The following is a 12,217-nucleotide window of genomic DNA, read 5'->3' as shown; positions in this document are numbered from 1 at the left end:
ACCGCTCCCCTCACGACGTCTTACTTGGCGCCCGCCGCACCACGGCGGATGCCGAGGCGGTCGACCAGCGCACGGAAGCGCTGGATGTCCTTCTTCGCCAGGTACTGGAGAAGGCGGCGACGCTGACCCACGAGAATCAGCAGGCCACGGCGGGAGTGGTGGTCGTGCTTGTGGGTCTTGAGGTGCTCGGTCAGGTCCGTGATACGGCGCGAGAGCATGGCGACCTGGACCTCGGGGGAGCCGGTGTCGCCCTCCTTCTGACCGAACTCGGTGATGATCTGCTTCTTCGTAGCGGCGTCGAGCGGCACGCGTACTCCTCGTAGTCTCTGATGGCCACCGAGTGCCCCCGGTCTGTGTCTCGGGGGAGCTTCCATGACTCGGAAGGCGGGGATCCGCTGGGCGCGGCCTCCAGAGCGGTGAGCTCCGGGGGTGCGTACACAAACGGCCGTCGACCAGGGTACCAGGCGGTCAGGGGCGTCTTCGCCCCGGTCTTTCGAACCTCACGGCCGGAGCGGAGGGGGCCACTAGGGTGAGCGGGTTCGGATCGTCCGTACGTCGATGATCCGCACTTCGGGAACGGTACGTCGGGAAGGGGTCGCTGCGGCATGGCGGAGACGGCTGAGGAGATCAAGGCACGCAAGGAGCGGGAGCGGGACGAGCTCTACGCCCTCGACATCTCCGGTGTGGAGTGGCACAGCGCACCGGGCACCGAGGAGCACGAGGAGCGGGTCGAGATCGCGTATCTGCCCGAGGGGGCCGTGGCCATGCGGTCCTCGCTCGACCCGGACACGGTGCTGCGCTACACGGAGGCGGAGTGGCGGGCGTTCGTGCTGGGGGCGCGGGACGGCGAGTTCGATCTGGAGCCGGGGGCGCACGACGGCGGCTCGGAGGCGGAGGCCGGGCAGCGGTAGCTGCCGCGGGGCGCGACGAGGGGTGAGCCGGTGACCGGCCCCCCTCGTCGCTCTTTTTTGTGACCTCAAGACACCTTTCCGGCAAGGTGGTTCGAGGTTCTTCACGCTTATCGCCCTTTTTGTTCACCAAAGTGTGTGCTGCGTACGTCACTTCCGGGCAGCTTCTGGGCAGGTTGTGACGCGGCGGACAGGCGCTCGGGGGTGGACGGGCCTGCCGAGGCGGGGCTTGTGGTGATTAGGCTGGGACGGGGCGCCGCGTCAGAACCCGTGGAGTGGGCGTCGGTGCCCCAGGGGGAGAGCGGGGGCGCCTGTGGATCGGACGACCTCGGACGACCTCGGTACGCCGCAAATCGACTTCGTACGACGTCGGACGACAAGCAAGGGTCGCCCCAGCACGGCATGAGGGTGCTCGACCACACCAGGAGGAACACTGTGAGCAGCGATCGGGACGGGATCCGCGGGGGCTGGGCGACACCCGGCGATGACCAGCCCGACGCGGAGTCCGCAGCAGAGGTGACGGGCGAGTTCACCATCGACTACGCGCCGCCCGCCTGGTACACGCAGAACGCCTCGGCGAGTTCGAGCTCGGGGCAGGGGGCGGGTGCGTCCGAGGACTCCAGCGCTTCCGGGGCGCCCGCGAACTCCGGGGGTTCCGGGGCGCCGACGGGGGCTTCCGGGGTACCGAAGGGGCCGGTGCCGCCGCTGCCGGGGCTCACTCCGCCGCCGCACGCGAATGCTTCCGGCGGGACCTCGTCCCTTCCGGGGCAGGCCTCTGGTCCGTCTTCGGCTCCGGCTCCGGCTCCGGCGCCCGGGGCGCCCTTCACGCCACCCGCGCCGCCGCCCGCTCCGGGCGCTCCGTTCACGCCGCCCGCGCCCGCTCCCGCTCCGGGTGCGCCCTTCACGCCACCCGCGCCTTCTGGTGAGGGTCCTTCCGCCGTTCCCAGGCTTCCGATGAAGGGCGGTTTCGAGCCGCAGGTGTCGCAGCCGCAGGAGCGGCCCGAGACGCACGCGGCGGATCCGGCCTCTCCTACGGCCGTGCCGAACATCCCCGTCGGTGGGTTCCAGGCGCAGTGGACGCCGTCGGCTCCGCCGGAGGCCCCGGTCGCGCCTGCCACTCCGGAGCAGCCTCCGGTGGCTCCGACGGCTTCGGAGGTTCCGGCTGCTCCGGTGGCTCCGGTGGCTCCGCAGGCTCCGGCTGCCGAGGAAGCCGAGTCGGGGAACGGCGATCTGGAGAGCGGTGCCACCATGCGCTTCTCCGCCGTCGCCCTGAAGCGGGAGATCGCGGAGCGTGCCACCGAGGCGGAGGCTGAGACTCAGCGCGAGCCGGTGGACGAGGAGCAGGACAAGGACGGGGACGGGGACGAGGTCCAGGACTCGGGCGATGACGTCGAGGGTGCGCCCTCCGCCGACGCCGATGAGGCCGGTGACGGTGTCTCCTCCGAGCCTGCGGACGCGGTGGACGCGTTGGACGCGGCTGATGCCGAGGACGAGGACTCGCCTTCGGACGATGCGGCCGCGGAGGCCGAGCCCGACGAGGCCGTGTCGCAGGATGACGAACCTCAGGACTGGGTGCCCGCGCCTCCGGCGTCCCCGGCCCCCGAGGCCGACTCCATGGCCGTGGATGAGGACTCCGCCGCTCCCGAGCCCTCCGACGCGGAGCCCGCCGACGCCGCTCCCGAGGACAGCGTTCCGCAGGACGCCGCCGGGCGGGATGCGACCGACGCCCCGCCCGCCTGGACTCCCCCGGCCCCGCAGGGCGTGCCGCCGCTGCCGCCGTCGTACCAGCCGGCCGCGCCGGCGCCCGCGAGCCAGTGGCCGGCACAGCCGCAGGGACAGCCCACGGACTCGGACACACCGGCTCAGCCGCAGCCGACGGCCGCGCAGGGGCAGCCGCCCGTGCCGCCGCAGCCGTCGGTGCCGGCCCAGCAGCCGCCGTTCCAGCCGCAGGCGCCGCAGCCCGCGCCTGCCGCCTGGAACCAGCCGGCCGCGCCGACGCCGCCGCACCAGCCGCCGGCCCAGCCCGCACCCCAGCCCGGCGGTTACGGCTTCCCGCAGCAGGGTGGTCCGGGCCCGTCCGCGCCCCCCGCACAGGGTGGCTACGGCTTCCCGCAGCAGGGGGCGCCCGCCCCCGCCGCCCAGCAGCCCGGCACCCCGCCGGCTCCCGCGCCCCACGCACAGGGCGGGTACGGGTTCCCGCAGCAAGGCACACCCGCCGCACAGGGCGGATACGGCTTCCCCCACCCCGGCGCCCCGGCCCCGGCCGCTCAGCAGCCGCCGGCGCAGCAGCCCGAGACCCCGCCGGCCCCGGCGCCGAACCCGCAGGGCGGGTACGGGTTCCCGCAGCAGGGCGCACCCGCCCCGTCGGCGCAGCAGCCCCCGGCCCAGCAGCCCGGCACCCCGCCGGCCCCCGCGCCCCACGCGCAGGGTGGTTATGGCTTCCCGCAGCAGGGCGGGCCGGCTCCTGCGGGGCCCGACCCGCAGGGTGGCTACGGCTTCCCCCAGCAGCCCCGGCCCAGCCTCAGCCCCAGCCCGGTGTGCCCCCGCAGGCACAGCCCCCGTACCCCGGTCAGGCCGCGCAGCCGGGGCATCCGGGGCAGCAGCCCGGTCAGCCGCAGCAGCCCGTGGACCCGCGGACCGGGGCCGCCTGGCCGCAGCCCGTACAGCATGACCAGCGGCAGCCGACCAACCCCGGGGCCGCTCCGCTCGGTTACACCGCTGCCGTGGAGCTGTCGTCCGACCGGCTGCTCAACAGCAAGAAGCAGAAGGCGAAGAGCAGCCGTCCGGCGGCCGGTGGCGGCCGGTTCAAGATCGGCGGCAAGAAGGAGGAGGCCGAGCGGCAGCGGAAGCTGGACCTGATCCGCACGCCCGTGCTGTCCTGCTACCGGATCGCCGTGATCAGCCTCAAGGGCGGCGTGGGCAAGACGACCACGACCACCGCGCTCGGCTCCACCCTCGCCACCGAGCGGCAGGACAAGATCCTCGCGATCGACGCCAACCCGGATGCCGGCACCCTCGGGCGCCGGGTGCGGCGGGAGACCGGGGCCACCATCCGTGACCTGGTCCAGGCGATCCCGCACCTCAACTCGTACATGGACATCCGGCGCTTCACGTCCCAGGCCCCGTCCGGGCTGGAGATCATCGCCAACGACGTCGACCCCGCCGTCTCCACGACCTTCAACGACGAGGACTACCGGCGCGCGATCGATGTGCTGGGCAAGCAGTACCCGGTGATCCTCACCGACTCCGGTACCGGTCTGCTCTACAGCGCCATGCGCGGTGTACTGGACCTCGCCGACCAGCTCATCATCATCTCGACTCCGTCCGTGGACGGTGCGAGCAGCGCGAGTACGACGCTGGACTGGCTGTCCGCGCACGGGTACTCCGACCTCGTCTCGCGGTCCCTCACCGTCATCTCCGGTGTGCGCGAGACCGGCAAGATGATCAAGGTCGAGGACATCGTGTCGCACTTCGAGACACGCTGCCGCGGTGTCGTCGTCGTGCCGTTCGACGAGCATCTCTCCGCCGGCGCCGAGGTCAACCTCGACATGATGCGGCCGAAGGTGCGGGAGGCGTACTTCAACCTCGCGGCGCTGATCGCCGAGGACTTCACCCGCCACCAGCAGGCGCACGGCCTGTGGACCTCCGACGGCAACCCGCCGCCGGTAGCCGCCCCGCCGATGCCCGGCCAGCAGGTCCCGGCCCAGCACCCGTACCCTGGCCAGCCGGGCCCCGACCAGCAGGTTCCCGGTCAGCCCGGCCCGTACCCGCAGCAGCCCGGCCAGCCGTACGCGCAGCCCGGCCAGCCGTACCCCCAGCCGGGTCAGCCCCCGGCCCAGCCGTACCCGCAGGCCGCGGGTCAGCCGCCGTACCCGCAGCCCGGCCAGCCGGGCCCGTACCCGCAGCAGCCGCAGCCCTACGCCCAGCCCGGACAGCCCCCGGCCGCTGCTCCCCCGCAGCCGGGCTACGGCTACCCGCAGCAGGGCCAGCCCGGGTACCCGGCTCAGCCCGACGGGCAGACCCCGCCGCCTGCGCCCCCGACGCAGTAATCGCCTCACCCGATCGGCCCCTTTCGAGGGGCCGTTCGCCTTCCTGGCCCGCGCCGTTCCCACTCGGCGCGGGCTTCGGCGCGTTCAGGGGCGAAATCCGTTGCCAGCCCCTGGCCAGGAGGGCGTCAGTGGTCTCGACCAATGGGTGCGAAAAGCTCGCCAATTCGTTATTTCCGCAGGCCACAAGGGGTGAACGCGCCGTTGACGGGTGGAGACGGCCGCTGATACACACACATCAAACGTCTGACAGCTGATCAACCCGTCCTTCCCGTCCGAGCGATGACGCGAGGTCCGACCATGGGCACGAACGATCAGACACGCAGCCTCCCGCGCGGCCTCCGGCTCGTCGCCGTGGCCGGGGCGGCCGCGCTCACTCTCACCGCCGGGCTCGCGACCCCGCTCGACCCGGCGCCCCGGCAGGCCCGGGCGGCCGACGACGGCAAGGTGCTGACCGTCGCGGTGGCGCAGAGCGTGGACTCGCTCAGCCCGTTCCTGGCAGTCCGGCTGCTCAGTACGAGCATTCACCGGCTCATGTACGAGTACCTGACCAATTACGATCCCAAGGACAACCACGCCATCCCGGGCCTGGCCACCAAGTGGCAGTCGTCGCCGGACAAGCTGACCTGGACGTACACGATCCGCTCGAACTCCAAGTGGTCGGACGGCAAGCAGGCCACCGCCGAGGACGCGGCGTGGACGTTCAACAAGATGATGACCGACGACGGCGCGGCCACGGCGAACGGCAGCTACGTCGGCAACTTCAAGAAGGTGACGGCCCCGAGCCCCACCGAGCTGGTCATCGAGCTGAAGAAGCCGCAGGCCACGATGACGTCCCTCGATGTGCCGATCGTGCCGAAGCACGTGTGGGAGAAGGTCTCGGACTTCTCCGAGTTCAACAACGACAAGAGTTTCCCCGTCGTCGGGAACGGGCCGTTCACGCTGACGGACTACAAGGCCGACAGCTACGTCAAGCTCAAGGCCAACAAGGGCTTCTGGCGCGGGGCGCCGAAGTTCGACGAGGTCGTCTTCCGCTACTACAAGGACCAGGACGCGGCGGTGTCGGCGCTGCGCAAGGGCGAGGTGTCCTTCGTCGCCGGGTCGCCGTCCCTGACGCCGGCTCAGGCGGCGTCGTTGGAGGGCGCGGAGAACATCCAGGTCAACGACGCCCCCGGCCGCCGCTTCTACGCCCTCGCCACCAACCCCGGCGCGAAGGCCAAGAACGGCAAGAAGTTCGGTGACGGCCACCCCTCCCTGCTGGACCAGCGGGTGCGCAACGCGCTGTTCATGGCCGTCGACCGCGAAGCCATCATCGAAAAGGTGTTCCAGGGGCACGCCGTCGAAGGCGAGGGTTACATCCCGCCGCGCTTCCAGAACTACTTCTGGAAGCCGTCCGCGGACCAGAAGCTGGCCTACGACCCGGCCGAGGCGGCCCGGCTGCTCGACCAGGCGGGTTACAAGAAGAACGGCGACGGCAAGCGCGTCGGCAAGGACGGCAAGCCCATCAGCTACCGCGTGCTGTGCCACGCCACCGACCCGAACGACAAGGCGGTCGGCAAGTACCTCCAGGAGTGGTGGGGCGAGCTCGGCATCGGCGTCCAGCTCAACTGCCTGGACAACGTGACCGACCCCTGGCTCGCCGGGAAGTACGACCTGGCGTTCGACGGCTGGTCGGTCAATCCCGACCCGGACTTCGTGATGTCCATCCACACCTGCGGCGCCCTCCCGGCGACCCCCGAGGACACGGGTGCCACCGACAACTTCATCTGCGACAAGAAGTACGACGAGCTCTACGCCCGCCAGCTCGCCGAGTACGACCCCGCCAAACGGGCGGACATCGTCCAGCAGATGGAGTCGCGGCTGTACGACCTCGGGTACATGAACGTCATGGCGTATCCGAACGCGGTCGAGGCCTACCGGACGGACCAGATCAAGTCGATCACCACCATGCCGGCGAAGGCGGGGAACATCTACGGCCAGGACGGCTACTGGAGCTGGTGGTCGGCGGTCCCGGCGGACTCCGAAGGGTCGTCGGACAACGCGTCCTCGACGGGAGTCGTGGTCGGGGTCGTCGCCGCTGTCGTGCTCCTCGCCGGGCTCGGCGGTTTCGCTGCCCTGCGGCGGCGGGCCACCGCCGAGGACCGCGAGTAGCGCGGGCGAGCGGGCACAATGACCGCTGAAGCGACACCCGCGCTGGTCGAGGAGAGGGAACCGGCGGCCGGGCCCCGGGTACGCAAGGGCTCCGCGTACCCGAGGTACCTGGCGGGCAAGGTGGCCGGGGCAGCCGTATCGCTGCTGGCCGTGCTCGTCACCAGCTTCTTCCTCTTCCGGCTGATCCCCGGCGACCCGGTGAAGACCATGACGGGCGGCCGTCAGGTGTCGGCCGAGCAGCTGGCCGCCTACCGCAGGGAGTTCGGGCTCGACCTGCCGCTGTGGCGGCAGTTCACCGACTACTGCGGCAAGGCGCTCACGGGCGACTTCGGGACGTCGTACCAGTTCCGCTCGCCCGTCGTCGACAGGATCACCGAGGCGCTGCCGAACACCCTGCTGCTCACCGGGACCGCCTTCGTCCTGTACACCGCGCTGGGCATCTTCCTCGGCACGCGCTCGGCGTGGCGGCGCGGCACGGTCGGGGACCGGGTCAACACCGGTCTCGCGCTGACGCTGTACTCCATCCCGTCCTTCTGGCTCGGGCTGCTGCTGATCATCGTGCTGTCGGTGGGCATCGGCCCGCTCCCCGGGATGTTCCCCACCGGCGGCATGGAATCGGGCGGCAAGGAGGGCTTCGCGTACGTCCTCGACGTGGCGCACCATCTGGTGCTGCCGGTGGTGACGCTGGTGGCGGTGGAGTACGGGCAGACGCTGCTGGTCACGCGGTCGGCGCTGCTGGACGAGATGGGCAGCGACTATCTGACGACGGCGCGGGCCAAGGGACTGCGCGACGATCTCGTACGCCGTCGGCACGCCGTACCGAACGCGCTGCTGCCGACCGTGACGCTGATCTTCATCAACCTCGGCCGGACGGTGGCGGGCGTGATCCTGGTGGAGACGGTGTTCTCCTGGCCCGGGCTCGGCGGGCTGTTCTACCAGGCGCTGAGCGTGCCCGATCTGCCGCTGGTGCAGGGTCTGTTCTTCGTGTTCGCCGCCGCGGTGATCGTGATGAACACCCTCGCCGACCTGGTCTATCCGCTGCTGGACCCCCGGGTGGCCCGATGACGACGACAACCGACCCGGCCGCCCTGAGCCCGCGCGCCCTCGCCCGCCGGCGCCGCCGGGCCTCCGTCGCCCGCTTCTGGCGACAGTACCGCGCGGAGCGGGCGGGGCTGTACGGGCTGACCGCGCTCGCGCTGTGCGCGCTGCTGGCGTTGTTCGCGCCGCTGTTCGTCGGCTCGGACGTGAGCAGTGTGACCGACGCGCCGGGGCGTCCGATGCAGAGCCCGAGCGCCGAGTTCCCGCTCGGCACCGACCAGTTCGGCCGGGACCTGCTGGGCCTGGTGATCTGGGGCTCGCGGGTGTCGCTGCTGGTCGGGCTGCTCGCCGCCGTGCTGTCGGTGGCGATCGGCACCCTGATCGGGGTGACGGCCGGGCATTTCAAGGGCTGGTACGCCACGGTGATGATGCGGATCACCGACTGGTTCCTGGTCATGCCGACGCTGGTGCTGGCGATCGCGCTGGCCACCGTGATGTCCCGTTCGCTGACGACGACAGTCGTGGCGATCGGCGTCACCACCTGGCCGACCACGGCCCGGCTGGTGCGGGCGCAGACCCTGGCGGTGGAGACCCGGCCGTACATCGAACGGGCCAAGGCGCTCGGCGGCGGGCACGGGCACATCATGTCCCGGCACGTCCTGCCCAACGTCATGCCGCTGGTGCTGGCCCAGACGACCCTGATCATCTCCTCGGCCATCCTCGCCGAGGCGACACTCGCCTTCCTCGGCCTGGGCGACCCCACGGTCGTGTCGTGGGGCGGGCTGCTGCAGGACGCGCGGGAGGCGGGCGCTGTCAGTGCCGGGGACTGGTGGTACCTGGTGCCGCCGGGCATCGCCATCGCCGTGGTGGCGCTGGCGTTCACGCTGTGCGGACGAGCCGTGGAGTCCGTACTCAACCCCAGGCTGGGGGTGTCGCGTTGAGTCTGCTCGACGTCAGGGACCTGACGGTGACGTACCCGGGCGGGGCGGCCGCCGTGCGCGGCGTCGACCTGCGCCTGGACGCCGGCCAGAAGCTCGGCCTGGCCGGTGAGTCCGGATGCGGCAAGTCCACACTGGCGCTGGCCCTGCTGCGGCTGCTGCCGACGGGCACCCGGATCACCGGCGAGGTGCTCCTCGACGGCGAGGACGTGCTGACGATGAAGTGGGGCCGGGTGCGGGCGGTCCGCTGGGCCGGCGCCTCCGTCGTCTTCCAGGGCGCGATGCACTCCCTGAACGCCGTGCACCGCATCGGCGACCAGATCGCCGAGCCGATCCTGCTGCACAAGAAGGCCACTGCGGCCGGGGCGAAGAAGAAGACCGGCGACTTGCTGGAGCAGGTCGGACTGCCCGCCGCCCGCGCGGACGCCTACCCGCACGAGCTGTCCGGCGGCCAGCGCCAGCGCGTCATGATCGCCATGGCGCTGGCCTGCGACCCCCGACTGGTCATCGCCGACGAGCCGACCACCGCGCTCGACGTGATGATCCAGGCGCAGATCCTGCGGCTCATCGAGCAGCTCGTGGCGGACCAGGACCTCGGTCTGATCATGATCAGCCACGATCTGGCGGTCCTCGCCGACACCTGCGACCGGCTCGCGGTGATGTACGCGGGGCGGGTGGTCGAGGAGGGCCCGGCCGCCGAGGTCTACGAGGACGCCCGGCACCCGTATGCCAGGGCCCTGTCGGCCGCCTTCCCGCGCATCGGCGACCCGGCGTCCCGATTCGCGCCGCAAGGGCTGGCGGGCGACCCGCCCGACCCGGCCTCGCTGCCGTCCGGCTGTACGTTCCACCCCCGGTGTCCCGTGGCGCTGGAGTCCTGCGCCGAGGAGGACCCGGCCCTGCGGGAGGCCGGGCCCGAACGCCGGGCGGCATGTGTCCTGGTCGGCGGTCCGACGAGCGAAGCACGCGAGAATCCCGATGCCCTGGAGGAAGCGAGGCCCGGCACGCCATGACCATGTCCCCCACGGCATCCGACGTCACCACCACACCCCTGCTCAGCGCCCAGGGCCTCTACGTCACCTTCCCCGGCCGGCACGGCGGGCCCCGGGCCCGCGCGGTGGACGGGGTGGACCTCGACATCCGGCCCGGCGAGATCGTCGCCCTGGTCGGCGAGTCCGGCTGCGGCAAGACGACCCTGGCCCGCTCGCTGCTGGGCCTGGTCGAACCGACCGCGGGCCGGGTCACCTTCGACGGCCGCCCCCTGGACTACTCCGGCCGGTCCCTCAAGGCCTACCGCAAGCGCGTCCAGCTGGTCCTGCAGGACCCGAGCGGCTCACTCAACCCACGGCACACGGTGTACGACGCGGTCGCCGAGGGCCTGCGCATCCACGGCTACGGCGGAGACGAGCGGACCGCGGTCGCCGAGGCCCTGTCCCGGGCCGGGCTACGGCCCCCGGAGCGTTTCTTCCTGCGCTATCCGCACGAGCTGTCCGGCGGGCAGCGCCAGCGGGTCGTCATCGCGGGCGCGCTCGTCCTGGAACCCGAACTCCTCGTCGCCGACGAGCCGGTGGCGTCCCTGGACGCCTCCGTGCGCGGTGAGATCCTCGCCCTGCTGCTGCGGCTGCGCACCGAACTCGGCCTGTCCGCGCTGGTCGTCACGCACGACCTGGGCCTGGCGTGGAACATCGCCGACCGGGTCGCCGTGATGTATCTGGGCCGGATCGTGGAGACGGGAGCGGTGGAACAGGTGCTGACCGCACCCCGGCATCCCTACACCCAGGCGCTGCTGTCCGTCCTCCCGGAAGCCCCGGGCGCCCCGGTGATCCTCACCGGCGAGCCCCCGGACCCGTCACGCGTCCCGGCCGGTTGCCGCTTCCACGCCCGCTGCCAAATCCTCGCCGCGGGTGAGGCGGCCCGGGCAGGGGTGGCGGACGCGTGCAGGGGCCAGGACTTGGAGGTGCTGAGCGGGAGCGGGGACTCGCAGGTCGCGTGCCACTGGGCCGTGGCCACATCGCCCTCAAGGGGCGCGGGGAACTGCGCGACCGGCCCCCGCTCACCCGCGGACGGCGATCAAGCGGACTAGGCAGCCCCGTCCGCCGCCACCAACTCCCTGCACTTCTTGACGTCCTGCCCCATCTGCTCCAGCAGAGCGTCAAGCGTGTCGAACTTGGCCTGCCCCCGCACAAAGGCCAGGAAATCAACGGCGACATGCAACCCGTACAGATCCAGCCCGACCCGGTCGATGGCATACGCCTCGACCGTCCGCTCGGTCCCCTCGAACTGCGGATTCGTACCGACGGAAATCGCGGCCGGCATCACTTCCCCCTGGGCGTGCAGCCAGCCGGCATACACACCGTCGGCCGGGATGGCCGTGTGCGGCAGCGTCTCGACGTTGGCCGTCGGGAAGCCCAGCTCGCGCCCGCGCTGGGCACCGCGGACGACGACACCCTCGACCCGGTGCGGACGCCCCAGGATCTCTCCCGCACCCTCGACATCGCCCTCGGCGACCAACCGCCGCGTCAGCGTGGAGGAGAACGGCTCCCCACCGCCCGCCTCACCCGTCACGTACAGGTCGACGACCTCGACCTCGAAGTCGTAGGTCTTGCCCTGCGTGGCCAGGAACTCCACGTTGCCGGCGGCCTTGTGCCCGAAGCGGAAGTTGGGGCCCTCGACGACGGCCTTGGCGTGCAGCTTGTCGACGAGCACCTTGACGACGAAGTCGGCCGGGGACAGCTTCGAGAACTCGGTCGTGAAGGGGAGGATGAGCACGGCGTCCACGCCCAGGTCGGCCATGAGTTCGGCGCGGCGGTGGTGCGGGGCGAGCAGCGGCGGGTGGCTGCCGGGCCGGACGACCTCACTGGGGTGCGGGTCGAAGGTGACGACGACTGCGGGCACCCCCAGCTCCCGGGCGCGGTTCACGGCATGCCGGATGATCAGCTGGTGTCCGCGGTGGACTCCGTCGTAGGAGCCGATGGTGACGACGCTGCGCCCCCAGTCCTGGGGGATGTCCTCCAAGCCACGCCAGCGCTGCACTGTGCCTGCTCCTTGTCGAAAGCTCGTCGAGCCGTGTCCGTGGTTGTCCGTGGTTGCCTCGTACGCAGGTCTAAGGGTGCCATGCCGCTAGCTTCCGGCCCGCATC

General features: G+C 71.7%; 9 protein-coding genes and 2 pseudogenes. 8 read left to right on the top strand and 3 right to left on the bottom strand.

Translation table 11 applies throughout. The features are described from left to right. Positions 1-20: 20 nt before the first annotated feature. Positions 21-308, bottom strand: coding sequence for a 30S ribosomal protein S15 (gene rpsO, locus ACQEV8_RS32190; protein ID WP_391102924.1), 288 nt, complete (start codon positions 306-308; stop codon positions 21-23). A gap of 297 nt (positions 309-605) precedes the next feature. Here rpsO and ACQEV8_RS32185 point away from each other — a divergent pair, with 297 nt between their 5' ends. Together ACQEV8_RS32185 and ACQEV8_RS32180 are read left to right on the top strand one after the other, a co-directional pair. Further along, positions 606-911: a DUF397 domain-containing protein gene (locus ACQEV8_RS32185; protein ID WP_432967154.1), complete on the top strand. Its 306-nt coding sequence runs from the start codon at positions 606-608 to the stop codon at positions 909-911. A gap of 399 nt (positions 912-1,310) precedes the next feature. Continuing rightward, positions 1,311-1,424 (top strand): annotated as a pseudogene (locus ACQEV8_RS32180) (hypothetical protein); the annotation flags it as partial. A gap of 23 nt (positions 1,425-1,447) precedes the next feature. Here ACQEV8_RS32180 and ACQEV8_RS32175 read toward each other — a convergent pair. Further along, a complete protein-coding gene (locus ACQEV8_RS32175) occupies positions 1,448-1,813 on the bottom strand; it encodes a hypothetical protein (protein ID WP_432973445.1) in 366 nt (121 codons plus the stop codon). A 1,294-nt stretch (positions 1,814-3,107) separates the two neighbouring features. Here ACQEV8_RS32175 and ACQEV8_RS32170 point away from each other — a divergent pair. The 6 genes and pseudogenes from ACQEV8_RS32170 to ACQEV8_RS32145 all read left to right on the top strand — a co-directional run. Then, positions 3,108-4,957, top strand: a pseudogene (locus tag ACQEV8_RS32170) (AAA family ATPase); the annotation flags it as partial. Positions 4,958-5,254: 297 nt separating this feature from the next. Beyond that, positions 5,255-7,105 carry an ABC transporter substrate-binding protein gene (locus ACQEV8_RS32165; protein ID WP_432967152.1) on the top strand — a complete coding sequence of 617 codons (1,851 nt, stop codon included), beginning with the start codon at positions 5,255-5,257 and terminating at the stop codon, positions 7,103-7,105. A gap of 18 nt (positions 7,106-7,123) precedes the next feature. Continuing rightward, on the top strand, positions 7,124-8,170 hold the full coding sequence (locus tag ACQEV8_RS32160) for an ABC transporter permease (RefSeq protein ID WP_432967150.1): 1,047 nt from the start codon (positions 7,124-7,126) through the stop codon (positions 8,168-8,170). Continuing rightward, positions 8,167-9,084: an ABC transporter permease gene (locus tag ACQEV8_RS32155; RefSeq protein WP_432967148.1), complete on the top strand. Its 918-nt coding sequence runs from the start codon at positions 8,167-8,169 to the stop codon at positions 9,082-9,084. The genes ACQEV8_RS32160 and ACQEV8_RS32155 overlap by 4 nt, the downstream gene beginning before the upstream one ends. Further along, positions 9,081-10,091 (top strand): ABC transporter ATP-binding protein, encoded by a 1,011-nt coding sequence (locus ACQEV8_RS32150; RefSeq protein WP_432967146.1) that lies wholly within the window; start codon positions 9,081-9,083, stop codon positions 10,089-10,091. The genes ACQEV8_RS32155 and ACQEV8_RS32150 overlap by 4 nt, the downstream gene beginning before the upstream one ends. Then, positions 10,088-11,161: an oligopeptide/dipeptide ABC transporter ATP-binding protein gene (locus ACQEV8_RS32145; RefSeq protein WP_432967144.1), complete on the top strand. Its 1,074-nt coding sequence runs from the start codon at positions 10,088-10,090 to the stop codon at positions 11,159-11,161. Before ACQEV8_RS32150 ends, ACQEV8_RS32145 begins: the two co-directional genes overlap by 4 nt. Here the strand turns inward: ACQEV8_RS32145 and ACQEV8_RS32140 are convergent. Continuing rightward, on the bottom strand, positions 11,158-12,111 hold the full coding sequence (locus ACQEV8_RS32140; RefSeq protein WP_432967142.1) for a bifunctional riboflavin kinase/FAD synthetase: 954 nt from the start codon (positions 12,109-12,111) through the stop codon (positions 11,158-11,160). The two genes, ACQEV8_RS32145 and ACQEV8_RS32140, sit on opposite strands and share 4 nt — an antisense overlap. Positions 12,112-12,217: the final 106 nt, after the last annotated feature.

Source organism: Streptomyces sp. CA-179760, assembly GCF_050937045.1.
Lineage (GTDB): Bacteria > Actinomycetota > Actinomycetes > Streptomycetales > Streptomycetaceae > Streptomyces.
Note: the sequence above shows the minus strand (reverse complement) of the source record. Positions and strands in the feature narration are given on the sequence as shown.

Bases quoted from the DNA above. Each gene is read 5' to 3' on its own strand.
- ACQEV8_RS32185 (WP_432967154.1), top strand. From the start codon at position 606: ATGGCGGAGACGGCTGAGGAGATCAAGGCACGCAAGGAGCGGGAGCGG.
- ACQEV8_RS32165 (WP_432967152.1), top strand. From the start codon at position 5,255: ATGGGCACGAACGATCAGACACGCAGCCTCCCGCGCGGCCTCCGGCTC.
- ACQEV8_RS32160 (WP_432967150.1), top strand. From the start codon at position 7,124: ATGACCGCTGAAGCGACACCCGCGCTGGTCGAGGAGAGGGAACCGGCG.
- ACQEV8_RS32155 (WP_432967148.1), top strand. From the start codon at position 8,167: ATGACGACGACAACCGACCCGGCCGCCCTGAGCCCGCGCGCCCTCGCC.
- ACQEV8_RS32145 (WP_432967144.1), top strand. From the start codon at position 10,088: ATGACCATGTCCCCCACGGCATCCGACGTCACCACCACACCCCTGCTC.